The sequence below is a fragment of the Desulfoglaeba alkanexedens ALDC genome, from assembly GCF_005377625.1.
GTDB classification, from domain to species: Bacteria; Desulfobacterota; Syntrophobacteria; order Syntrophobacterales; family DSM-9756; genus Desulfoglaeba; species Desulfoglaeba alkanexedens.
The window spans coordinates 1,961,555-1,983,445 of record NZ_CP040098.1; the positions used below are offsets into that span (position 1 = coordinate 1,961,555).

Consider the following 21,891-nt stretch of genomic DNA (forward strand, 5'->3'; position numbering starts at 1 on the left):
GTGTTCCAAACCAAAGGAGGACGAAATGAACGTAGATGCCAAGTCTCTGGAAAACAAACTGCGTGAACTTCACCCCGAAATCGGCCGTCACGGCCTGAACCTGGCGCTCGCCTTCGACAGTAACAAGGACGCCTGGATCGTCACCCTCCAAAAGGATGAACATAAGCTCTCCACTCACCTGGAACGAAAAGACGCCGAAGCCTGCCTGGAAGGCGTCCAGTGCGTCTATCTCGGTGTGCAGATCGCCCAGTTCATCAAGAACTTCGAAACCGGTTCCTAGGGGCCTGTCCGAGAATGCCGATCTTTCCACCTTGTTCCCAAGCTCCAGCTTGGGAACACAACTGTGCCGAAGCTCCAGCTTCGATTCCCATGAGGCCGTTCCTAAGCCAGAGCTTGGGAACGAGGGGCATTGCGTTGCCCCGAAGGGTTGATTCTGTGTTCTCGGACAGCCTCCTAGGGGTGGGGCCGGTTGGAATCCCCCGTAGGGGACCGCACAGCCCTCCGGGGGAGTCACTTCGCCATCTTGAGGACCCTCTGAATAATACCGTGTTCACTCCCTTCTTGAATTGAAGCAGAACATCTCGGCGGCATGATGTCAACGAAGGATCTCTCGGTCACTTCGTGACTGGAGATACATGCGTGGGCCGGAGTGGAAACGGGGTTCCATTTTGGCTCTTTCGGGCGGTTTTTGCGCCTCTCGGTTTTTCCTTGACGGTCCGCGAATCCGCGGGGTACAAGGTCGGGCGGTCGTTTTGCCGGCGTAGCTCAGGGGTAGAGCAGCTGATTCGTAATCAGCAGGTCGCGGGTTCGAATCCCATCGCCGGCTCCAGGAAAATCAAGGGGTTAGGTCGAAAGGCCGAACCCCTTTTTCGTTTCCAGGCTACATTCAGCCTGCAAATCGGGCTCGCTAAACAAGCTCATGAAAGTCGGGCCTTGCGGTTCCTTGTTCCTGTAGGAGCGGCCTTGCCCGCGACCCGTAAAACCGGCAATACGCCGTTGACCCTGGTCGCCGGCAAGCCGGCTCCAACAGGGCATGAGTCGCTCCTCAAGTGCCGTTCGCGAACCGCCCCTACGCGAAAAAACGGACACTCAGTCTCCAGAAGAATAAAGGGTATTCTCAGACAGCGCCTGACCTGTTCCCGCGCTGGAAGCTGCGACGCTTCGCCGATGTAGACGGCGAAATTCTATTCCGCCTGTCCGCGGACGCCGCCTGAGACAGGGCTAAAAATATCGATGGCTTCGGTGGGCGGCCCTGCGAGCCGTCTTCCGGCCATCGAACGGCTGGAGATGTTTCATCCCGGCGGCCCCTGCCTTTACCGCCGTGTTCTGGTCCCTATCCGGACAAAGGGAACCGTGCTCCCAGCCTTGCTCTATGTGGTGAGGGATCGCTGGACTGGGGACGGTAAAGAGCTAACCGGTGGAATCTGGCGCTGAAGCCCCGGTAGCTGGTCGCCACCTGGAGCAATGTACGCAGCAGATTCCGGGTATTCCAGCAGTTTGTCCTTGACTGGAATGGACAGGTTTCGGAAGTTTATGTTTGGTTTCGTTGGCATACACAGGCAGTGATTCAGACAACTGACGAGAGGATTGAAATGGAAGCTTCCGAACGCTGGGTTGGCGTCGACGATGTGGCCGCCCACCTTGGGGTGGCCAAGGACTCGATTTATAGATGGATCGATGAACGGGGGCTCCCTGCTCACCGCGTGGGACGGCTCTTTCGTTTCAAACTATCCGAAATTGACGAGTGGGTGCGCCAAGACAACGAGCGAGAGAAGACTCCAAATTCCATCCAAAGCCGACCCTCATCGAAAAGGCCCAACTCGCGGGTCTTACCGACGAACTCGATCCGAATATCCGCCGGCAGAGCGAGATCGCCGCAGAAGACAAGGTCATTGAAGCGCTGGTCGCGGAGGGCTTTCCCCAAGACCGAATCGAGCGGGTCGGCCATCTGAAGTTGGGGTTCGACATCCGCGCCCACAGAATCGCAGATGAAGCCACCGGCGAGGTCTTCGTCAAGAGAATCGAGGTCAAAGGCCGCCTGCGGGGGCAACCGGTCAGGCTTACCACCAACGAGTGGTACAAGGCCCAGCAACTGGCCGAAACCTACTGGCTCTATGTGGTCTGGGACCCCCGGAGTGATTCTCCTGAAATCGTGCGCATCCATAATCCTGCTGCCAAGCTCGACCACGCCAAACGGGAGACCGTGGCGGCGAGGTTTTATGAAATACCGGCAGATGCGATAGTGTCAGCAGTGGAAAGCGGGATGTGACGATGCCGAAACATATCCACGAGATTAGAGATCCGATTCACGTGTTTGTCAGGTTGGACAACCCAGAACGCGAGGTACTTAACTCAAGACCTTTTCAGCGGTTGCGCCATATTCACCAGTTGGCGCTGACGTATCTCGTTTATCCTGGCGCAACACATAAACGATTTGAGCACTCCCTCGGTGTTATGGAGCTCGCAAGCCGCGTTTTCGATGTTGTTACAAACCCAGACAAGGTCTCAGACGAAATCCGAAGTCATCTCGTACCGTTGGGGAAGGCAGATTCCGACGCATTACGCTACTGGCGCAGGGTTCTGCGCATGGCGGCACTTTGCCACGACATCGGTCACATGCCTTTTTCCCATGCCGCAGAGGATTTGCTCCCTGAAGGCTGGGACCACGAACGAGTTACCAGAGAGATCATCGCCAGCGAAGAGATGAGGCAGATTTGGGAAAACATGACCCCGCCGCTTCGGCAAGAGGACATCATCAAGCTTGCGGTGGGCCCCAAAAAGGCGAAAGATTTCCAATTCTCGGACTGGGAAGCCATTCTTTCGGAGATCATTGTCGGGGACGCCTTTGGAGTGGACCGCATGGATTACCTCCTGCGCGATTCTCACCACCTAGGCGTCGCGTATGGCAAGTTCGACCACTATCGCCTCATAGATACTCTTCAAATTCTTCCTACACCTTCGGCGGACGACGTGGACGGACCTGGGGAACCGACCTTAGGTGTAGATGAAGGGGGTATCTAATCTGCAGAGGCTTTAATGGTCGCTCGGTACTTCATGTATTCCCAAGTCTACTTTCACCCTGTTCGCAGGATCTACGACATCCATTTGAAGGACTTTCTCAAGGACTGGCTTCCCGGTGGCGTGTTCTCCACGAATATCGGGCAGTTTTTATCGATTACGGACAACGAAGTCAATGCTGCGCTCCTCGAGGCGGCCTTTGACTCTGAAACGCCGTGTCATTCTCATGCCAGACGAATTGTGCGGCGCGAACATTTCAAACGCTTGTACGAAAGGAACCCGAACGACGTGGAAATAAACCCGGAAGCCGGCCGGGCGACCTTCGACGCTTTAAGTCGGCAGTTCGGAGCCGACGTGTTCCGGCACGATCGCTATTCCCAGAAGGGCGGCTCGCCCGATTTCCCCGTGCGTATGCGCGATCGCCGCGTCGTCTCGTCGCTCGCTGTCTCAGGAGTCCTTAACAATGTACCGGTGCTCTCAGTGGATTACGTCTTTGCACAACGAAATATTCTCGACCAGGCGGAAAACTGGCTCAAGGAAAATCGGAATAGAATCATTGAGCCTCAAAAGGAGGATGTTGACAATGGATAGACTGAAGCGAGCCGCGCTGATGACGCGGTTGTTGCAGAACCTGAAGGATAAGGGGAGCTGGTGCGGGGAGACGCATACCCAAAAGGCGACCTTCTTTGTGCAGCATCTTATGGATGTCCCCTTGGGGTTCGAGTTCATCTTGTACAAGCACGGCCCGTTTTCGTTCGACCTACGCGATGAACTCACGAGTCTACGGGCGGATAGGCTGATTCGGCTGGTTCCGCGCTGGCCTTATGGCCCTACCATCATGCCAACCGAGTTGGCCAAAAAGCTTCAGAACAACTATCAGCGGACACTTGGATTATATGAAAACAAGATTGCCTATGTGGCCGACAAACTTGGTGCCAAAGGTGTTGCTGACCTGGAACGTTTGGCCACAGCGTTTTATGTCACCAGGCAGCAGTGGGCAGGCGATCCACCCGAAAAAAGGGCAGCCAAACTGTCGGAGATCAAGCCGCATATTTCAGCCGACCAGGCGCTGGCGGCCATTCGTGAAGTGGATCAGATGATCGAGGAATCGCAAAAAATCCTGCATTGACAAGGAGACACCGGATTGACCACCGACTCATAGAAGATTTTCTCTCCTGCCTGCCGCGAAAGTGAAGCGCGGCGCAGGTAAGGGCGGCGAAAGAGATGGACCATGAACGATAGGCGCTTGATCGAGGATTTCCTGCCGATACAAGCCATTTCGGCAAAAGCAAGCCGGGAGAAATCCGTCCGCAAGGGGCACATTTCGACCCTTCACCTCTGGTGGGCGCGGCGGCCCCTGGTGGCGTGACGGGCTGCAGTGTACGGGGCTTTGGTGCCGGTGGCACGGTTCATCCCGGAAAACGGTCCGGACAACAAGAAACAGAGCCTGGGCAGGGCCAACGCGGCCAAGTTCATCGAGCGGCTCTTCAAGTATCCGGGCAACCCTGCCGTCATCAAGGAAGCCCAGAGGCACATCCTCGAAGCCCATGCCGAGCGTTTGACCAGAGAGACGGGCAAGACTGTTACGGTCGAGGATATCGAGGCGGGACAAGCGCCCCGCCCGAAGGTGCTGGATATGTTCGCTGGCGGCGGGGCCATTCCAATTGAAGGTGCCCGACTGGGATGTGAGTCACATGCCCTGGACCTCAATCCGGTCGCCTATCTCATCGAATTGTGCACCGTCACCTTCCCGCAGCAGTTCGGAGCGGAGCTGGCCGACGACATTGAGAAGTGGGGCAAAACCATTCTGAAGCGGACGCAAGAGGCTGTGTCCGACGTTCTTGCACGCATACCGGTTGCACGGAAGCAACCGAAGGCGATCCAAAGAACCCTTAGGGATGGAAATGAAACGCCAGCCGACGATTATTGTGTCGTCGCCTACTATTGGACGCGGACCATCCCATGTCCAAATCCGCAGTGCAAAGGAACCGTACCGCTCTATCGACAGACCTGGTTGAGGAACAAATCCTCCGGTTACGTGGCCTTGAAGCCGGTACCGGACATGGGCAGACGCATCATGCGTTTTCAGGTGGTCGAAGCTCGGTCCGCATCGGCGCTCGGCTTTGATCCGTCCACCGGGAGCGCGGGATCATCCACGGCATGCCCCTTCTGCCAAACCGCTCTTGATGGTCCCTATGTCCGCAGGTATGGCGACGAGAAAGGCTTCGGCCAGCAGCTCATGTGCGTGATTGCGCTCAATCCCGACGGCCCAGGGAAGTTCTATCTTGTCGATGAATCCCTTGCGGCCATAGAGGCCGAGCATCAGGCCATGTCCGAACACCGCGCGGCGGAGATCGAGCGCGAGCTTGGGCCGAGCAGCCTTGATGAGGAGATTCCCCCGACCGGTAACGCCGGGCTTGCCACAGGGAACAGCTATCTTTACGGCAGGGTGAGGATCTTTTAGAACGACATCCAGGGTGACCCTCTGAGGTAGATCCAGATGGCCTTGAAGCAGCAAGCGCATCAGCTTCGTTTGCCCTCGTTCCCAAGCTGGAGCTTGGGAACAAGGTGGAAGGTACAGCTTGGGAACAAGGTCAAAAAATCCCCTCTCCCTTGATGGGAGAGGGTTGGGGTGAAGGTGAGAAAATTAACGTATGTCAATCAGTTACATTCCCCTCCCCTTAATCCCCTCCCACAAGGGGAGGGGAAATAGAATTCCCCTCGTTCCCAAGCTATGGCTTGGGAACGGCCTCACGGAAGCTGGAGCTTCTGCACAGTTGTGTTCCCAAGCTGGAGCTTGGGAACAAGAAGCAAAAGATCTGCACCCTTTACGGCATCCGGACGTTCCGTCAGGCGTTCACTCCGCGCCAAAGGTACATCTTGTTGACCATGGCCCGGGAAGTGCGCCGTGCCTACCAAGAAATGCTTGACCAAGGAGTGGAGCCGGAACGGGCCGGGGCCATCACGACATACATGGGTGTCTGGTTAAGCCGTTTGACTGATCGATGCAATGGGTTGGCCAGATGGAATAACCTCTGGGAGAAGATTGAAAGTCTTACTTGAATAAAAGCCATTTTGATGACATGGCATTGCCCTGAAGTCAATATTTTTGAGGGTGGCTCAGGTGATGCTCTCAGCCAGCTCGCGTTCATGACTTCCGCCGTGCGCCGCGAAGGCCAATTTAGTAACCCGTCAGTAGTGATGCGCGGTTCCGCCGCCGAGCTACCATATGACAACGGCATCTTCGATGCGGTAATCACCGACCCGCCCTATTACCACAATGAAAGCTACTCAGAGCTTTCCGATGTCTGTTACGTCTGGCTGCGGCCGACCATCGGTTTTCTCTACCCCGAGCATTTCGCCGGCCAACTGACGCCGAAGAAAAAGGAATGCGTCGCCGCAGCTTATCGCCAGGGCGGAAAGCAGCAGGCGCGGGACTATTACGAGGACACCCTGTTTCAGTCTTTGCGAGAAGCCCATCGCGTCACAAAACCTGGTGGCATCCTGATCGTCGTGTATGCCCATAAGACCACCCTCGGATGGGCGATTCTTGTGGATGCGCTTCGGCGTGCCGGATAAACAACGGCCTTGTGCAGGAAGAGCAACTGGGAAGAATGTTCGCCATCCGTGTCGGGCAAACCTTTCCCGTCGCACGAAATGCTTATGAGCCGCAGATCAGAGAGTGGGAGCCGATCATTGATAAAATCGCCGATCTTTTCATGGCCCTTGTCCCGGCGTCGCGGTTCATTCCGGAAAACGGACCGGACAACAAGAAACAGAGTCTGGGCATGGCCAATGCGGCCAAGTTCTTCGAGCGGCTCTGCAAATTCATGCTAAGCACCATACAAACGGCGGCGGGAAGACTGGGACAACCGGTCAGCCGTTTGTCCGCCCGAAAGGAGTGTGCGACCACATTGAAAATCTGCTGAACTCGATCGAGGAAATATTATTTGATGAATCCCGTTTGCTGTTTCAGGCCGGCTGGCGGCAGCTCTCCCCCAGTCTTTGTCCCGCTGTCCGCAACCGCGCCGTCAGCTCGGCTTCCGCCTCGACATGCTTGAACATCTCCGGGGTAATTTCGGTAAACTGCGCAAACTCTTCGGGTGACATCCAGCGGGCCGGTCCGCCGTACTGGCAGGTGGTGCCGTAGCCACAGATGAAGCAGGGGGGATTCATGGTGTTGTAGAAGATTTGGTCGACAATCTCGAAGTTGAAGTAGCTTTTCAGATGATAGGCGACATCCCTGGCAACAACCTCCGCCTCGTCGCCGCCGACCGCCAGCGCCACGGCGGGCATGCCCATGGTCTGGGGGTCGACGTGGCGCAGGGGAAACAGCCGCTCCAGAAAGTTGTGGGTGAAGCCGTTGGCCTTGCGAAAGTAGACCGTCGCGCCGACCACAATGCCATCGGCCTTGCTGATTTCCTCATAGAGGGGCTGCATATCATCCGGCAGTACACACCGGCTGTCTTTGGCGCACTTAACGCAGCCGATGCACGGCCTGATGTTCAGTTTCGCCAGGTCATAAATCTTATAGGGGTGGCCGGACGCTTCGAGGACCAGCTCAACCATTTTGCGGGTATTGCTCCCCGGCTTTGGACTGCCATTGAAGCCGATCAGCATGGTCATCCTCCTCTCATAAAAGATCGTTCTGAAAGCGGGATACCTTCATCCGCCAGCCGACAAGTACCCCGCACCCGTCAAGCAAGTTCCTCGTCGAGGGTGACTACCAGCGCCTGGCCGGTCTGGATGATCCGGCCGGCATTTTTCAGATGTTTCATCGCCCGGGTGATGCTGACCCGATGCGCCCCCACGAGAAAACCCAGGTCCTCGTGGGTCAGGGGAAAATGAATCTCGTAGCCGTTGGCGACCGCGGTGCCATGTTCGCGGGCCACGGTAACCAGGACGCGGTAGAGGCGTTTTTCCAGGGTTGAAAACGAAAAACTGTCGGCCCGGTCGGTCAGCCACCGGATGCGGGCGCTCAGGTTTCTGATAACCTGCAGGCCGATGTTGGGCCGCTCCAGAACGAGGGCCTCAAAGCGCTCCTTGGTAAACCCACAGACCAGGGTCTTCTCCAGGCAGACGGCGCTCACCGGATAGGACGTTTCCTCGGCAAGCATCTGCTCACCGAAGAAATCGCCCCGCTGCCGCAAATCAAGGGTTATCTCGGTGCCATCTTCATGCACCTTGCTGAGCTTGACCCGGCCGGCCTTGATCAGGAACATGTGGCGGGCCGGATCGCCCTGAAAAAAGATCGGCTTCCTGGCTGCCAGCAGCTGCCGTTCCGCCGCCTCCACCAGGGCCTCGATATCCTCGCCAGCCAAATGCTCGAACAGCCAGAGGCTGCCGATACACTCCGGACTGAGAAGCATATCCTTGCCGGCCAATTCCTCGCATAGACAACCCATGGCGCCTTCTCCACTTGGGGACCGGGACAAACGGCAGACCGTACCGTCAGCCTTAGACTAGTCGAGCGCGGATCATTCGGTAAGCACTTTCCCGGCGCCGCAGCCGGTGATCTCCCGCAGCCGGTCGCAGAATTCTGTCAATTCGATCAGCTGGATCTCGACCGGCACCTGGACCAGGTCGAAGAAGGCGATGATTTCCTCATCGGTGAGCGAATTGAGACCGACATCCAGCACCAGGATGCGATCGTAGCGGCCCAGCTGCATGCGGGCGTCGATTTCATTCCAGCCCATCGCCGCCATGATAGCCGGCCAAACACGAACCCAGGCCGGGGTCATGAGCATGGTGCGGTTCTTTTCCAGTTCGCCGATCCGGTCGCCCACCAGCCAGGCAATGCAGTTCTTATAGGGAGACGCGATTATCCCGAGATTACCGGCCAGGGCCGTCAAATCCGGATGACAGCCGCCGCCGAACAGCAACTGCACCGGTCCGCCGGATGCCTTGGCCGTGTCGATGGCCGCCCGCAGCTCCGCCGCCAAGCGATCGAGATCGGCATGCAGGGCGGCATCCAGCCAGATGATGTGAACGTCGTGATCCGCTCCGAGACAGGCCTGCAGTTCATCTTCGAAGATGCGGCAGGCAACCAGTGTTTTCATATTTCACCTCGTAATCACTGTTCCGCGGCGCCCGGACGCAACCCACCGGATTGTCGGGGTCTCGGTCGAGAGACCGGCTGCCTGGCGCGACAGCAATCGCCGGACGACAGACAGCCGGTTCTGCAAAGCGGTTAATCCTTGTTCCTGGTGGCCGCAGCTTCCTTCTCGGATACCGGCTTGTCTTCCGCCAGAACCGCCTTTTTGCCGCACAGATCGCACCGGCCATCTGTTGTAATACATGGCTGCCGGGGTGCCTCGCCGCCACACAGGCCGCATTTTGCCATATCGTCTCACCTCCTTTTCGACATTCGGTTCATCTTGATGGTGAAAGAAATATAACTAATGGGGCAACCCGTTTCTGTAGCACCGGCTACAAAAGATTCTCTGGCAATGGTTTTTTTATCGACGACATCCTCGCGGCGGTGAAGACCGTCAATCATCACGCCCTGGACCATAAGTACAACCAAGCGACTCCGACAAAGGTATCGGACCGCCAGAAAGAGCTTTGTCGTTTGAGCAAGTGCGATGATCAGAACATCCAGTAGATGGCAGATACTTACATCGCCTGGATCGAAAAAATCCAGTTGGCTGCCGTTGACCGTGTTTTTGAGTAAATGGAATCTCTGGGGATTAAAGCGGGGGTTGCCACACCCGAAGATGTGGCGCGGCTCTATCTCAACAAGCAGTCCTATCCGACCAAAGCCGACTGTGATGTCGAATTACAGACGCAAGGTGGCGGAACTGGACCGCAGGACGGCGGGCAAGGAAGAACGCAGCCGCTTCCGGCGTTGGAAGATGCGGCGTTTCGCCGAGGTGGGCAGCGAGATTCTGTTCCGCCGGGCCGCGAACGTCGCCTGCGACGGGGCCAGGGATATGGAGCGGTTCAAGACCCGGCTCCGACGCTGCCGGGGCTTGAACCGGGGTCTGAAGGGACTACCCTTTCAGGTAGACGTGTCGCTTGCCGCCGCGGGTCGCCACGTTCCCCTCGTTCCCAAGCTCTGGCTTGGGAACGGCCTCAGGGGAATCGAAGCTGGAGCTTCTGCACCGTTGTGTTCACAAGCTGGAGCTTGGGAACAAGGTTGAAATCGGCATTCTCGGACAGCCTCCTAGACGGAACGGAGCGTAGTGCCAAAAACTTCCAATTGGGTCGTATGTCATTGACATCACAGATATACTTTTTTGCCACTGTCAAAGATGAGTTAAACCGACAAGAACGAATCAACGGGGCCGCCTTGGACCACGCTCAGGGTTTTCATCATGGCCGAAATCGGATGACCCGGGGGATGTACGGGGGTCGTCAACCGAGCATTTATTCAGGTTGACAACACATGCGGCTCCTGCTATGAGCAGTCGCGTGGAAGCTGGGAACGCGATCCGGCTTCCGGCAATCGTCTCAATCGTAAAATCAGCCTTGGAGCTCCCATGGATCCCATCTCCCCGCGAACGCGGCAACTGGAAGAAGACGACAAGAAATACCTGTGGCACCCTTTCACCCAAATGAGCGACTGGATTCAGGAAGAAATCGTCATCATCGAGGAGGGAGACGGCTGCTGGCTCAAGGACGTGGATGGCAGGCGGTACCTGGACGGCGTGTCGTCCCTGTGGACCAACGTCCATGGGCATCGAAAGGAACCCCTGGATCGGGCTCTCAAGGACCAGGTGGACAAGATCGCGCACTCCACCCTCCTGGGTCTGACCAACGTTCCCGCCATCCAACTGGCCAAAGAACTCATCGAAATCGCTCCCCAGGGCCTGACCCGGGTCTTTTATTCGGACAGCGGTTCCACCGCCGTCGAGATCGCCCTGAAAATGGCCTTTCAGTATCACCAGCAGTGTCCCCGGGGATACCCCTCGAAAACCCGATACGTCTGTTTGTCCAATTCCTACCACGGCGATACGATCGGTTCGGTGAGCGTGGGGGGATCGACCTGTTCCATTCCATGTACCGGAAGCTGCTTTTCCCCGCCTACCGCGCTCCTTCCCCTTTCTGCTACCGGTGTTCCCTGGGCAAGTCCCCCGGTTCGTGCTCCATGGACTGCCTCCTGGAAATGGAGAAAATCCTCCGGCAGCACGCTCATGAGATCGCCGCGGTGGTCGTCGAGCCCTTGGTCCAGGGGGCTGCGGGCATCCTGGTGCATCCTCGAGGCTACCTGCGTGGGGTACGGGAACTGTGCACCCGCTACGGGGTCTTCATGATTGCCGATGAAGTCGCCGTGGGCTTTGGAAAGACGGGAACGATGTTCGCTTGCGAACAGGAAGGGGTGACGCCGGACTTCATGGCCCTGGCCAAGGGCCTTTCCGGGGGCTACCTGCCCCTGGCGGCGACTCTGGCAAGAGAAGAAATCTACGAAGGGTTCCTTGGGGAATACGAAGAATTCAAGACCTTCTTTCACGGCCATACCTTCACGGGAAACCCACTGGGATGCGCGGTGGCCCTGGCCGGCCTGGAAGTTTTCCGCCGAGAGAACGTGCTGGATTCCCTCCAGGGGAAAATCTCCCACCTGGCGCAAAACCTCGAGGCCTTCCGTTCCCTCTCTCATGTGGGAGACGTGCGCCAGTGCGGGATCATGGTAGGGATCGAGCTGGTAGCCGACAAGGCAACCAAGGAACCTTACCCGCCTGAGCAAAGGATGGGCCACCGGGTGATCCTCGAAGCGAGGAAACGGGGAGTCATCATTCGCCCCCTGGGGGACGTCGTGGTGCTCATGCCCCCTCTTGCCATCTCCAGGGAAGAGATCGACACCCTCTGCGCCGTTGTATATGAGTCGGTTCGAGCGGCCACGGAACCGAGGGGAGAAAAAGGACTGTGAAGGAAGAGGTTCGGACCGGCAGTCTTCGTTTTGACTCCACAGACCCCATCTATGCCGAGCATTTCCCGGATCGACCCGTGGTACCCGGGAGCCTGGTGGTGGGGGCTTTCCTGGAGATCGCGGGGGGTATGGGTTTCCTGGGCTCGGAAGTCGTCGTCGAGAATTTTCGATTTCGGGAATTTGTCGCCCCCGGTCTTTACGATTACCGGGTGGAGATCCGCGGGGATACCTTGCGTTGTTTTCTGTCCTCCGAGGACAAGAATCTGGTGACGGGATCGCTGAAAAGATGACCTTGGAATACTCCGGGACCCTGGCCCTGATCCTGGGCGGTTCCTGTGAGCTGGCCCTGCAGCTGGCAAGGGCCATGATCGGCGACTCGCTTCGGCCGATCCTCACCTATCGAAACGAGGCGGGTCGGGATCGCATCGTCCGCGGACTCGAGGACCTCCCCGGCCGCTATGACTCACGCCGCCTGGACTTGGCCGACAGAACAACCCTCGAGGCGCTTTTGGATTCATGGGGGGAGGCCCCGTTGGACTTCACCGTGGATTTTGCCCACGGCGACTATGAGCAGCTGGTGGCGGCGGCGGACGACGATATCGTAGAACATTATTTCAGAGAGAACGTGTCTTCAAGGGCTTGTTTCCTCAAAAGGGCGGCCAGGATTATGTTGCGCCGCAGGAAGGGAAGAATGGTCTTCGTGTCCTCCGGGGCCGCCGAAAATCCCAACCGGGGACAGGGATTCTACGCGGCGTCCAAGCTGGCGTGCGAAGCCCTGTATCGCAGCGTGGGGCTCGAACTGGCAAGACGCGGCGTCACCACGGTGATCCTCAGGCCGGGGTACGTCCGCGCAGGCAGAGGCAGGGCCTACCTGGAAAGGGAAGGAAATCAAGTTTCGCGGAAAATCCCCACGGGAAAGGCATTGGAAGGAGAAGAAGTTGCACGAACTATTCTCTTTCTCCTTTCAAACCATGCTCGAAACCTGAATGCCACCGTTGTAACCATGGATGGCGGACTCTCGTCCGGAAAGTGAAAAGGGTGCAGATCTTTTGCTTCTTGTTCCCAAGCTCCAGCTTGGGAACACAACTGTGCAGAAGCTCCAGCTTCGGTGGGGCCGTTCCCAAGCTGGAGCTTGGGAACGAGGGGAAACGGAGCTGATGCGCTTGCTGCTTCAGGGCCATCTGGATCTACCTCAGAGGCTCACCCTGTATGTCGTTCTAAAAGATCCGCACCCAAGTAAAAAGGAAGCGTGCATGGAACTCTTCGAATCGATTCAAGGGATACTCACCGAGATTCTGGACTTGGAAGATACGGAACTGACCCCCGAAACCTACCTCATACGCGACCTGGGTGCAGAATCCATCGACCTTATCGAGATCGCGGTAGCCATGAGCTACCGCTTCAAAATCCAGGTGGAAGACGACGAGGCGTTTCTCAAGAACTTTCGCCTCCACCTGATGGAAGCCCAACAGAAGGACCTTAAGCCGGCGGACTACCTGGCCGAAAAGTATCCCTTCCTGTCCCGGGATCGAGTTGAAGAGATCATCTCGGACCTCGAGCGGGGCCCCGCGGTCAAGCTCAAAGACCTGATCTGCTATGTGGCTTATCGCTTACACGGCGCCCCGGCGGACGAACGCGACCCGCTCCTGCCTCTCCTTTCGGCGCAAGTCGGGAGTCGGACTGCAGCGGGGTCCCGTTAGATCGTCCTATGTCCGGGAAACGACGCGTCGTCATCAGTTCTTCCGGCGTTATTTCCTCCCTTGGAGACACCCCCGGCCGGATTCTCGAGAGCCTCAAGGAAGGCAGGGTCGGTTTTCGGCGATCGAGCGCAGACCCGCAGGTCGCGGTCTGCCCCGTGGAGGGCTTTCGTCCCAAGTCTTTTCTGGGACCCTGCAAAGACAGCCGGTACCTCCACCGGGGAGCTCTTTTTGCCGCGGCTGCGGCCATGATTGCCGTTCGCGAGTGCGGGATCGCCGGCGAGGAACGCTCGGGAGCAGGGCTCTTTGTGGGGGTGGGTCCGAACCTGGATATCGGCGGCGAATTCCCGTCGGTTGCGGAAGGAAAGCTGGACCGGCCCGATCTCCAAGCCCTTTGGATTTTGCGGTTCCTGCCCAATACGGCCGCCTCCGTCATTTCGAAGCTGGCTCAAATCCACGGCGAGAATCTTACCGTCACCACCGCCTGTGCAGCGTCTCTCCAGGCCATCGGCGAAGGATTTCGGCGTATTCGAGAGGGACACCTGGATCTTGCCTTTGCCGGTGGGGGCGACTCTCGATTAAGCCCCGGAGGAATTCTCGCCTACAAGAAGGCCCACGCGCTGTGTGTCGGGGCCTTTCCCCCGGACCGGGCCATGCGCCCCTTCGATGCGGATCGAGCCGGCTTCGTTCCGGGAGAGGGCGGGGCCTTCTTCCTCCTTGAGGAACTGGAACACGCCAGGAGGAGGAATGCGCCGATACTGGCGGAGGTTTGCGGCTACGGGAGTTCCCTGGACGGCTACAGCATGACGGCGCCGGACAGGGAAGGGAAAGGGGCAAGAAGAGCCGTGCAGAAGGCATTACGGGAAGCCCGGGTTGCGCCGTCTGAAATCGACGTGGTCTTTTCCCACGGGACCTCGACGCCCCTCAACGACGAAGTGGAAGCACGGCTCATCGAAGAACTGTACCCCGAGGGTTCGCCTCCCATCGTGGCCTTGAAGTCCTGGATCGGCCACCTTGCATCGGCCTGCGGCGCCCTCGAACTCGGGATCGCCCTCCATTGCATGCGGGATGGCTACCTTCCCGGGATTCGCAACCTCCGGGCCCCCTGCAACCCCCGGGTCCGATTTCTAGACCTCGAAGTAAGCCTGTCCTGTCGAACGGCAATCATCCAGAACTTCGGATTCGGGGGACAGAACGCAGCCCTGGTGATCCGGCGCTACGAGCCCCATGCCCGAGGAGAATAGAGACCGTGGAGAACCCCCTGGTGATTCGGTCAATGCAGACGGGCTTTGTCCTCCTGGATCGAATCCTAGAGGTCGACGCCCGGAAAATCGTCGGGGAAAAGACCTTCCACGGTGCCTCCGCCTATCTGGGGATTGAAGCCCTGGCGCAGCTGGGGGCCTATCATGTGCGGTTCCTGAACGATTTCAGGAAACACGCCTTCCTGCTGAAGATCCAGTCCTGCACAATCCCGACGGGCTCAACCATCCGGGGCTCCTATCGTCTTTTCGGCGAACTGCGAGCCGGCAGCGCTCATTCGTATGCTCATCATCTCGAGGCCCGGAGGGATGACCTGGTTGTCTGGGGGGGAGACTTTCTCTTTTCCACTGTCGCATACGACCATCGTTTCAAGAAAGACCTTCTTCAAACTCATTACGGAAAGATCTTTTCATGTTTGCGAAGCGATATGAAAACCGGCTGAATCTACAAAAGAAATCAGGGCTTTATCGAGACCCTCCCGAATTCGACGGCAGAGAGGACCGATTCCTTCTGCTGGGTGGAAAGAAAGTCCTGAACTTCGCCTCCAACGACTACCTGGGACTGAGCACCACGGAAATCGCCGGAACACAGGTCGCCGAGAATTTTCGGAAATTCGGTTCTTCGTCCTCTTCTTCCCGCCTGGTTTCGGGCCATTACTCCGTCATCAACCGGGCGGAGGAAGCCTATGCCTCCTATTTCGGGTACGAAGCGGCGGTGTTTTTCCCCAGCGGCTACCAGGCCAACTTGGGAATCCTGTCCACTTTGTTCGAAAAAGGAGATACCATCGTTTTCGACAAGCACATCCATGCCAGCAGCGTGAAAGGGATGACCCTCAGCGGAGCCGCCTTTTACGGCTACAACCACAATTCCATGGATCACCTGGCCAAAAGACTCGAGAGCTGCGGCCATCCGCAGGTCGCGGTCCTCACAGAGTCTCTTTTCAGCATGGACGGCGATCTTTTGAACGTCGCCGGCCTGGGCCGACTCAAGGAAAAATACGGGTTTATCGCGGTGGTGGACGAGGCCCATTCCTTCGGTGCCCTGGGCCCCCGGGGCAAGGGCATTGCCCGGGAGGTGGCCGACGTTGCCCTGGGGACCTTCGGCAAGGCCTTCGCATTGTTCGGGGCGTTCGTGCTCCTTCCCCGGCTGTTCAAGGACTATCTTTTCAACTTCTGCTCCCCGTTTATCTACACCACGACTCTTCCCGAGGCTCACGCCGCCTCGGCCCTGGACCTCCTCGACATCGTCGAAAAGAGCGAAGACAGAAGGTCCCACCTCGCCGATATGAGCCGACTCATGCGACGGAGACTCCGTGAGGAGGGTTTCAAAGTCTCCGGGGACGCCCACATCCTGGCCCTCGAGATCGGAGACGAAAACAAGGCGGTCCGGGTGTCCCGAAAGCTCCTCGAAAACGGGATCTACGCTCTTCCGGCGCGGTACCCGACGGTGCCCTTGAAACAGGCCATTATCCGGATCGGAATGACGGCCCTGCACCGGGAAGAGGACATCCGGCTGTTTGTGGACACAGTGAGGAGAATCTGCGATGAGCTCGAATCAAGAACCTGAAATTCTCTTCGTGGTGGGGACGGACACGGGTATCGGCAAGACCGTCCTATCCCTGCTTCTCATGCAGTTTTTCTTTGCCAAAGGTCTCAAACCCTTCTACCTCAAACCCGTCCAGACGGGATGCCGCGACCCTTACGACACCGACAGCGACGCACGGTTCGTCTACAAACACGTGGAGGCTCTCCGGAGTCGCGACCCGGCCGAATCGGTGATTTATTGCTTCCGGGAGCCCAAGGCGCCCTACTTTGCCGCCCGCAACGAAGAATGCACCATCGATCCCCGGGTGATTCGAAAGGTGGTGGAGGAAAAACGGCTTGATCACTCCCCGTTGGTGCTCGAGGCGGCAGGTGGGATCCTGGTTCCCATGACCTCCACCCAACATGGGATCGACCTGGCGGCCGAAACGGGTGCCCGGCCCGTCCTCGCCGCCCGATCCGCCCTGGGAACCATCAATCACACGCTCCTTACCCTTGAGGTCCTTCGAGCCAGGAACCTCGAGCCCTTGGGCATTGTGTTCATCGACCCCTTCGACCCCTGCACCCCCAGGGACCTGGTCGAGGAAAACATGGAAGCCGTCCGGGATTTCGGCGGGATCCGCGTGGCGGGAGTCATTCCCCGGATTCCGGATTTCTCGAACCCGCCGGGGGAGTGCTTCGAAATCCTGAGACGCATGTTTACCCGGGAACGGTTCTCGCCTTGATCCCCCGCCCGCCCCAGCCTGTGACCCGTGGGCGGATAGAGATTTCCGCCCCCGGCGGGGAGCAGCCCTTAAGGCCTTGAAATCGCCCAACGAAAGGAGACCATCGTGCCCCTCAAACCGGCTTCCGATGAACCCCCCGCCAGAGTCCGTCCGCCCCGGTGCGCAACCCGTATATCCTGAACTTCTCCAAGGCCTCTCTGCCTATGATGATGGAACACTCATTCCAGGATAAATTATTGTAAAAGGTGGAAGGGCGAGCTCGACCGCCTCATCCTTCGAAGTGTTTTTTCGCCAGTACAGAGAGTATGTTTTCATTGGAAAACCTTTTCCGTAGCCGGGGAGCTCTCGGGAACATACACGACATATCGGTCCAACTCCGCTTCCGTATCCTGCGTTTGAACGTGTACCGATAGAAGCAGGGATTCGAGAGCATCCCTGGAAATCTGGAGACTGTAGACGAGCGCCTCGCGCAAAGAGGCCCCTAAAGAAACCAGTTCCGCAATCATCAGGCTGTGCCTTATGGAAACGCTGACACCGGCTTGCTCATTGGTCCTGATATGGTTGATCACATTCAAGATCCGGTCTGCTCCGGACTCCGATAATCCCGTCTTTCTCACCAAGACCTGCTTTTCAACTTCATGAGGCAAGTACTCGAGCTGAATATAATAGAACCGGTCCCTCAGAGCCGCGTCGATCTCCTCGACCCCGGTAAACTTCTCTCCCTCGTTCATGGTGGCGAAGAATATAACTCCGGGCGCCACCTTTACGGTTCCCAGCTCATCGATCCAGATGCTGCGATCCTCGGAAAGCACGGAAAAAAGCTCGTTCAAGGCATGAGGCGTCTCGGAGCGGTTGATTTCCTCGAGATGTATCACGCAACCCGGAGTCTGTATGGCCTTGGAGAACAGAAACTCCTTGAAATAGGTTTCACCGGATTGGAGCCTCTGTTGGCCGAAGAGCTGTCCCGATTCGGCCAGGAGCCCCACCTGGAACGTAGCCAAAGGTCTCCCGTAAATAGCGGCAAACTGCCTTACGAGGGACGACTTGCCACAGCCCTGGCTTCCCGTCACCATTATGTTGACAGGATGCCGCTCTGAAAGCCGCGCGAACCGTTCCAGATTGACCCTGTCTCGTTCAAGAATAAAAAAATCCGGATCGAGATTGGGTATTCGTAAATGCTTTTCCGAAGACATCACAACAATGACCTCGCGTTAGAAGCTGAAAATGTGGCTCACACCGCCCTTATTGTTCCCATGGCTCAAATATTTCGTCCGGATGATCGAAAATGCGCCCGAGTCTCATTCGGGCATCCTCTCTAGCGGCGGCGGCCGTCTCCTCATCGAAGCCTTTCGATCTGATCCAACGCTCCAGCAATCGTCCTCCCGGCATCCACAGCTCCATGGTTTCCTTTTCCGTAACCCAGGCTTTGAGCTGAACGCCGAAGCCGCTGAGTATCCGCCAAACCTTTTCCCTGTCTCGCCGGTCGCAGTAAACCATCATGACACACTCTTCGATACCCAGGTTGACCGACGGACGACGATCATATTTGATACAGGGTATTGTTCCCCTCTCTACAAACGGATTCAGCTTATGAGCCAATTCATCGAGCCACAACCTATCGCCCAGCACAATCCACTTTCCCCAGAACGCCAGCATTTCACCGTTGGTGAGGTCGCGTCCGTTGTAGACCGTGTACTTTTTACCCCGGAAAATGTCGGGATGATACACAAAGATAAAGTGTGATCGGGGGTCATCGACTATCATATAATATGCGTCGTCCTCGCTACCGTCAGGGGATTTCGCTTACACCTGTTGCATAAACGCTATATGACCACAACCCTTTTGGGTTGGCTCATCCACCAGCCGCCAAGGGGATGATGGAGATTTCATCCCCGTCACCGACGGTCGTTTGCAGGCCGTTCAAAGAACCGATATTGTCCCCGTTGAGAAATATCAACACCCGCCCCGTTGCCCCTTCTTCGTCAATAAGCCGGTCACATATGCCAGGATGAGCGACGTTGAGATCCTCAATACACTCGGCAATGTTACTGCCCGTACAGGTAACCACATCCTTGCCATCGAACCATTTTCTGAGAGAGCCTGGGACCCTCACTTTCACCGCCATCGCCAACTCCCGGCCGAAAGAGATCAACCATGAACAACGGGCTTGCGGCAGAGGAAGACGAAGCCGCAGCACGAAACCTGCGTACGCCTCTACTCTGAAGCGCCGAACCGTTGTTAGATTTCCTGGCCCAGATCAATAATGGGCCTCACCTTGAGGACCTCGAAGATCGCAAGATGCTTGAGCATGTCCGCCGCATCACCCACTCTGGCACGGATCCCGGCTTTAATCTGCTCGAAACGCTCTCCAGTGTCCTCCATCGCGCGCAACCGCAGGTAAACGCGGCATCCCTCGGCCTGTAAGCCACCTTTTCCAGGTACGTAAACCAGGAGCGCCGCACGCGGATTTTCGCGCAGGTTGGCACACGTCGTGTTTTCCCCCAACATGAGCATCACAGTGGAATCGTCGACGGCCATCACGGAGCCGAACACCGCTATGTTGTTCTCCCCAGCCTTGTTGGATGTGCTCAGCACATTCAACCTTTCCTCCCGCGACAGGTACTCGCTGGCCTTTTCACTCAGCTTGCTCATCCTCGCCACCTCCTCCGGTCTATGACACGGAACCCACCACTTCGATGAATCTGCTCACTGCTCCCAAGTTGCCGGTTAGCTTGGCGACGGAGCCTTTCTTCAATTTAAGCGATCCCATTGTGAGAGCCATCACGACGTTCTTTTTCCCCGCGAAAACTTCCTTGAAGGTTCCTGCCTTGCCCTCCAGAATAATATCGACATCCTCGTCCGGTCTGGGTCCGTACCAGTTCGGCTCCGCGCTGGGGAGCCACATTCCGAAAGCCATGTCCTTATCGGCACCGCCTTTAGGATCTTTCAGAACCTTGAGGTGCAGCCCGCTGTCAAATCCTTCGCCTTTCCGTTGGAACTCGTCATCCGCCTTCAGCGCATCCACCACTGCATTGAACCACTCTTCACTGAACATTTTCATCGTCGATCTCCTTCTGTCAATTCCCCCCGATTGATCCCAATCGGTCAAACTCACACAACAGATGCCTTCTGCCTTACCGGGCGAGAACCGGCCATAAGCGCTTTTGCTTCGCCCAGAAGCGTCCACTTGAGAAGATGTTCAATCGCGCCGGGTAACTGGCCGAAATGATCGAGAAACTGAATTCCGTTGCCGTACTGCTCCACCATTGCCTCACGGTCCTTACAGGCGACCCCAAGGGTCACAAGATGAATCCTCTCCGCAAGGCAGTGATCGATTCCAATTTGGACGTCACATCCGAAGTTCGACTCCCCGTCCGTCACATGGATAATAAACCTTCTCCTGGCATCCTTGGGCATGAAGTAAGCAGCGGCAATGAGGGCTTGTCCAGACGCCGTTTGACCGCTCGGAGGTATTGAAAGTACGCGCTTGCCGTCGAGCAGGCTGGAGAGCATGCAAACCCCGTCCACCTCGAAATACCCGAAGGCCTGAAGCCTGTTGCGGAAACCATGAAAGGCCTTGTGCAGAGTGGCAAGAATACTTTCCACCATCCTCCAGCGTGCTCCGGCCATGGAGCCGCTGGCATCAACCAACAGACAAATATTCCAGTCAAGATTGGGCAGCGCCTGCCTGTCGAAAAAGCATCGCCCATTCACCGGCGCTCTATGCAGCCTCCGACGATCCACTCTTCCTGAAGTAAGTCCCCGGTTAAACACCGTTACACGTTCCGCGTAGCTTTGGAGCACACCTTGAATGCGCCCGATCATTCTAGGATCGACGACCGGGCTGATCGGATTATTGAAATCCCACCGGGACGTGGGAACGACGTCGGGATTGTCCGCGCCGGCCACCTTGCGAATAATGGGCGTTATGTCCGCTGAATGGGCGGCGAGCTTCTCCTCAATGTCTTGAGCCAGATTGGCAGAAAGGCGGGTCTGAACCTTTCTTTTTCTCCTGATTGGACGCACCTTTTCGGAACCGTCCCGTGGATACCATAAAAGCGACATGTCGAGGATTTTCCATCCCTCCACATGGGGCGCGATTTTCTTCCAGGTCTCAAGGTACAGCCGCGCCCTGAGTTCACATCGCCTGACAACTCCCCCCGACGCAAACCCGATGGACCGAAGTTCCCCCGTCGACTCATGGAGGAGGCGCAGCACCTGATCCATTTGTTCAACGCCCGCCGATTTATTTTGTTCGAAGGCGCTCCGCCGCCAATGGTGCACAAGCCTGTCCAGACTGACAGCAATATCCCCAAGAAACGGCTCCTCCTGGCGAAGCTCCACCTCGCGGGCAAGCCGGACGTACTCACCAAGGATGTTCCGTTGGGAAAAGAGATCCACATAAATATCTTCCCCGGTATAGACAATCTTGTGAAAGGCGATCTTTTCCCGTACCGGCATGTCCGAGGTCGCCTCATGCGACTTCTTCCACACCAGCTCCGTCCATTCCTTTCGATGAAGGGCTTCATGGACCACAATGCCCACCAGATAGTCGAACATCGAGGCGGGAATCGGATAGTCCCCCATGATAAGGCCCGGATCGAGCACGATGACGTCCGTGTCGTCCCTCGACATACCAGCCCATTCTATGCGCCCGACGTTATGGCCAACGTGCCCGGCAACCTTCTCCAATGCCCGGAGTGCATAGGCCAGTTCCGAGGATTCGAGCTGGGATATGTTCCTGCGCCAGTACCGGGAGAGCCCGGCGGCCCCCGCCTCAT

Annotated in this window: 23 protein-coding genes, 1 tRNA gene and 4 pseudogenes; 19 read left to right on the forward strand and 9 right to left on the reverse strand. The window is 57.2% G+C overall.

Annotated elements, in window-relative coordinates:
- Positions 1-25: 25 nt before the first annotated feature.
- From FDQ92_RS08895 to FDQ92_RS08940, 10 genes and pseudogenes are all read left to right on the forward strand, one after another.
- Positions 26-280, forward strand: coding sequence for a hypothetical protein (locus FDQ92_RS08895; protein WP_137424296.1), 255 nt, complete (start codon positions 26-28; stop codon positions 278-280).
- Between the two features lie 474 nt (positions 281-754).
- Positions 755-829, forward strand: a tRNA-Thr gene (locus tag FDQ92_RS08900).
- A 763-nt stretch (positions 830-1,592) separates the two neighbouring features.
- Positions 1,593-1,697 (forward strand): annotated as a pseudogene (locus FDQ92_RS16495) (helix-turn-helix transcriptional regulator); the annotation flags it as partial.
- Positions 1,698-1,744: 47 nt separating this feature from the next.
- Positions 1,745-2,269 carry a protein NO VEIN domain-containing protein gene (locus tag FDQ92_RS15710; RefSeq protein ID WP_137424300.1) on the forward strand — a complete coding sequence of 175 codons (525 nt, stop codon included), beginning with the start codon at positions 1,745-1,747 and terminating at the stop codon, positions 2,267-2,269.
- A gap of 2 nt (positions 2,270-2,271) precedes the next feature.
- Positions 2,272-3,021: an HD domain-containing protein gene (locus tag FDQ92_RS15490; protein WP_211341227.1), complete on the forward strand. Its 750-nt coding sequence runs from the start codon at positions 2,272-2,274 to the stop codon at positions 3,019-3,021.
- A 12-nt stretch (positions 3,022-3,033) separates the two neighbouring features.
- Positions 3,034-3,609: pseudogene (locus tag FDQ92_RS15495) on the forward strand (HD domain-containing protein); the annotation flags it as partial.
- Positions 3,602-4,147, forward strand: a complete 546-nt coding sequence (locus FDQ92_RS08920; RefSeq protein WP_137424302.1) for a hypothetical protein — start codon at positions 3,602-3,604, stop codon at positions 4,145-4,147. The pseudogene FDQ92_RS15495 and the gene FDQ92_RS08920, both read left to right, overlap by 8 nt.
- A gap of 102 nt (positions 4,148-4,249) precedes the next feature.
- A pseudogene (locus tag FDQ92_RS16500) lies at positions 4,250-4,745 on the forward strand (DUF1156 domain-containing protein); the annotation flags it as partial.
- A gap of 1,351 nt (positions 4,746-6,096) precedes the next feature.
- Positions 6,097-6,597, forward strand: coding sequence for a DNA methyltransferase (locus FDQ92_RS08935; protein ID WP_137424307.1), 501 nt, complete (start codon positions 6,097-6,099; stop codon positions 6,595-6,597).
- A gap of 35 nt (positions 6,598-6,632) precedes the next feature.
- Positions 6,633-6,947, forward strand: a complete 315-nt coding sequence (locus tag FDQ92_RS08940) for a hypothetical protein (RefSeq protein ID WP_137424309.1) — start codon at positions 6,633-6,635, stop codon at positions 6,945-6,947.
- Positions 6,948-6,990: 43 nt separating this feature from the next.
- On the opposite strand, the gene FDQ92_RS08945 is transcribed toward FDQ92_RS08940, so the two are convergent.
- The 3 genes from FDQ92_RS08945 to FDQ92_RS08955 form a co-directional block, all read right to left on the reverse strand.
- Positions 6,991-7,638, reverse strand: a complete 648-nt coding sequence (locus tag FDQ92_RS08945) for a flavodoxin family protein (RefSeq protein WP_170180267.1) — start codon at positions 7,636-7,638, stop codon at positions 6,991-6,993.
- A 77-nt stretch (positions 7,639-7,715) separates the two neighbouring features.
- Complete coding sequence (locus FDQ92_RS08950; protein WP_137424313.1) at positions 7,716-8,423, reverse strand: Crp/Fnr family transcriptional regulator; 708 nt, start codon at positions 8,421-8,423, stop codon at positions 7,716-7,718.
- A gap of 72 nt (positions 8,424-8,495) precedes the next feature.
- The gene (locus FDQ92_RS08955; protein ID WP_137424314.1) at positions 8,496-9,077 is read right to left on the reverse strand and encodes a DUF1638 domain-containing protein; all 582 of its coding nucleotides are present in this window, start codon (positions 9,075-9,077) and stop codon (positions 8,496-8,498) included.
- Positions 9,078-9,788: 711 nt separating this feature from the next.
- Here FDQ92_RS08955 and FDQ92_RS08960 point away from each other — a divergent pair.
- From FDQ92_RS08960 to bioD, 9 genes and pseudogenes are all read left to right on the forward strand, one after another.
- On the forward strand, positions 9,789-10,160 hold the full coding sequence (locus FDQ92_RS08960) for a hypothetical protein (protein ID WP_137424316.1): 372 nt from the start codon (positions 9,789-9,791) through the stop codon (positions 10,158-10,160).
- A gap of 339 nt (positions 10,161-10,499) precedes the next feature.
- Positions 10,500-11,887 (forward strand): annotated as a pseudogene (gene bioA / locus FDQ92_RS16260) (adenosylmethionine--8-amino-7-oxononanoate transaminase).
- Positions 11,884-12,177, forward strand: a complete 294-nt coding sequence (locus FDQ92_RS08970) for a hydroxymyristoyl-ACP dehydratase (protein ID WP_137424318.1) — start codon at positions 11,884-11,886, stop codon at positions 12,175-12,177. Before bioA ends, FDQ92_RS08970 begins: the two are co-directional and overlap by 4 nt.
- On the forward strand, positions 12,174-12,920 hold the full coding sequence (locus FDQ92_RS08975) for an SDR family NAD(P)-dependent oxidoreductase (protein WP_137424319.1): 747 nt from the start codon (positions 12,174-12,176) through the stop codon (positions 12,918-12,920). The genes FDQ92_RS08970 and FDQ92_RS08975 overlap by 4 nt, the downstream gene beginning before the upstream one ends.
- A 124-nt stretch (positions 12,921-13,044) precedes the next feature.
- Entirely contained in the window at positions 13,045-13,587 is a 543-nt protein-coding gene (locus FDQ92_RS08980) for a phosphopantetheine-binding protein (RefSeq protein ID WP_170180268.1), read from the forward strand.
- Positions 13,588-13,595: 8 nt separating this feature from the next.
- Positions 13,596-14,828 (forward strand): beta-ketoacyl-[acyl-carrier-protein] synthase family protein, encoded by a 1,233-nt coding sequence (locus tag FDQ92_RS08985; protein WP_137424323.1) that lies wholly within the window; start codon positions 13,596-13,598, stop codon positions 14,826-14,828.
- 5 nt (positions 14,829-14,833) lie between these two features.
- Positions 14,834-15,286: a hotdog family protein gene (locus FDQ92_RS08990; protein WP_137424325.1), complete on the forward strand. Its 453-nt coding sequence runs from the start codon at positions 14,834-14,836 to the stop codon at positions 15,284-15,286.
- Positions 15,256-16,410 (forward strand): aminotransferase class I/II-fold pyridoxal phosphate-dependent enzyme, encoded by a 1,155-nt coding sequence (locus FDQ92_RS08995; protein WP_137424327.1) that lies wholly within the window; start codon positions 15,256-15,258, stop codon positions 16,408-16,410. The genes FDQ92_RS08990 and FDQ92_RS08995 overlap by 31 nt, the downstream gene beginning before the upstream one ends.
- The gene (gene bioD / locus FDQ92_RS09000) at positions 16,388-17,110 is read left to right on the forward strand and encodes a dethiobiotin synthase (protein ID WP_137424329.1); all 723 of its coding nucleotides are present in this window, start codon (positions 16,388-16,390) and stop codon (positions 17,108-17,110) included. The genes FDQ92_RS08995 and bioD overlap by 23 nt, the downstream gene beginning before the upstream one ends.
- A gap of 311 nt (positions 17,111-17,421) precedes the next feature.
- On the opposite strand, the gene FDQ92_RS09005 is transcribed toward bioD, so the two are convergent.
- From FDQ92_RS09005 to FDQ92_RS09030, 6 genes are all read right to left on the reverse strand, one after another.
- On the reverse strand, positions 17,422-18,303 hold the full coding sequence (locus tag FDQ92_RS09005) for an AAA family ATPase (protein ID WP_137424331.1): 882 nt from the start codon (positions 18,301-18,303) through the stop codon (positions 17,422-17,424).
- Positions 18,304-18,352: 49 nt separating this feature from the next.
- Positions 18,353-18,874: a hypothetical protein gene (locus FDQ92_RS09010; protein WP_137424333.1), complete on the reverse strand. Its 522-nt coding sequence runs from the start codon at positions 18,872-18,874 to the stop codon at positions 18,353-18,355.
- A gap of 88 nt (positions 18,875-18,962) precedes the next feature.
- Positions 18,963-19,235: a MoaD/ThiS family protein gene (locus tag FDQ92_RS09015; RefSeq protein ID WP_137424335.1), complete on the reverse strand. Its 273-nt coding sequence runs from the start codon at positions 19,233-19,235 to the stop codon at positions 18,963-18,965.
- A gap of 113 nt (positions 19,236-19,348) precedes the next feature.
- Positions 19,349-19,762, reverse strand: a complete 414-nt coding sequence (locus tag FDQ92_RS09020; RefSeq protein ID WP_137424337.1) for a pyridoxamine 5'-phosphate oxidase family protein — start codon at positions 19,760-19,762, stop codon at positions 19,349-19,351.
- 19 nt (positions 19,763-19,781) lie between these two features.
- Positions 19,782-20,171: a hypothetical protein gene (locus tag FDQ92_RS09025; RefSeq protein ID WP_137424339.1), complete on the reverse strand. Its 390-nt coding sequence runs from the start codon at positions 20,169-20,171 to the stop codon at positions 19,782-19,784.
- 50 nt (positions 20,172-20,221) lie between these two features.
- Positions 20,222-21,802, reverse strand: a complete 1,581-nt coding sequence (locus tag FDQ92_RS09030; RefSeq protein ID WP_211341229.1) for a vWA domain-containing protein — start codon at positions 21,800-21,802, stop codon at positions 20,222-20,224.
- Between the last annotated feature and the right edge of the window lie 89 nt (positions 21,803-21,891).

Coding starts and splice junctions, on each gene's coding strand:
- FDQ92_RS08960 (WP_137424316.1), top strand. CDS start 9,789: ATGTCGAATTACAGACGCAAGGTGGCGGAACTGGACCGCAGGACGGCG.
- FDQ92_RS09005 (WP_137424331.1), bottom strand. CDS start 18,303: ATGTCTTCGGAAAAGCATTTACGAATACCCAATCTCGATCCGGATTTT.
- FDQ92_RS09015 (WP_137424335.1), bottom strand. CDS start 19,235: ATGGCGGTGAAAGTGAGGGTCCCAGGCTCTCTCAGAAAATGGTTCGAT.
- FDQ92_RS08980 (WP_170180268.1), top strand. CDS start 13,045: ATGCGCTTGCTGCTTCAGGGCCATCTGGATCTACCTCAGAGGCTCACC.
- FDQ92_RS08955 (WP_137424314.1), bottom strand. CDS start 9,077: ATGAAAACACTGGTTGCCTGCCGCATCTTCGAAGATGAACTGCAGGCC.
- FDQ92_RS09010 (WP_137424333.1), bottom strand. CDS start 18,874: ATGATAGTCGATGACCCCCGATCACACTTTATCTTTGTGTATCATCCC.
- FDQ92_RS15490 (WP_211341227.1), top strand. CDS start 2,272: ATGCCGAAACATATCCACGAGATTAGAGATCCGATTCACGTGTTTGTC.
- FDQ92_RS08945 (WP_170180267.1), bottom strand. CDS start 7,638: ATGCTGATCGGCTTCAATGGCAGTCCAAAGCCGGGGAGCAATACCCGC.
- FDQ92_RS08935 (WP_137424307.1), top strand. CDS start 6,097: ATGACATGGCATTGCCCTGAAGTCAATATTTTTGAGGGTGGCTCAGGT.
- FDQ92_RS08895 (WP_137424296.1), top strand. CDS start 26: ATGAACGTAGATGCCAAGTCTCTGGAAAACAAACTGCGTGAACTTCAC.
- bioD (WP_137424329.1), top strand. CDS start 16,388: ATGAGCTCGAATCAAGAACCTGAAATTCTCTTCGTGGTGGGGACGGAC.
- FDQ92_RS09025 (WP_137424339.1), bottom strand. CDS start 20,171: ATGAAAATGTTCAGTGAAGAGTGGTTCAATGCAGTGGTGGATGCGCTG.
- FDQ92_RS08920 (WP_137424302.1), top strand. CDS start 3,602: ATGGATAGACTGAAGCGAGCCGCGCTGATGACGCGGTTGTTGCAGAAC.
- FDQ92_RS09020 (WP_137424337.1), bottom strand. CDS start 19,762: ATGAGCAAGCTGAGTGAAAAGGCCAGCGAGTACCTGTCGCGGGAGGAA.
- FDQ92_RS08985 (WP_137424323.1), top strand. CDS start 13,596: ATGTCCGGGAAACGACGCGTCGTCATCAGTTCTTCCGGCGTTATTTCC.
- FDQ92_RS08950 (WP_137424313.1), bottom strand. CDS start 8,423: ATGGGTTGTCTATGCGAGGAATTGGCCGGCAAGGATATGCTTCTCAGT.
- FDQ92_RS08975 (WP_137424319.1), top strand. CDS start 12,174: ATGACCTTGGAATACTCCGGGACCCTGGCCCTGATCCTGGGCGGTTCC.
- FDQ92_RS08995 (WP_137424327.1), top strand. CDS start 15,256: ATGTTTGCGAAGCGATATGAAAACCGGCTGAATCTACAAAAGAAATCA.
- FDQ92_RS08940 (WP_137424309.1), top strand. CDS start 6,633: ATGTTCGCCATCCGTGTCGGGCAAACCTTTCCCGTCGCACGAAATGCT.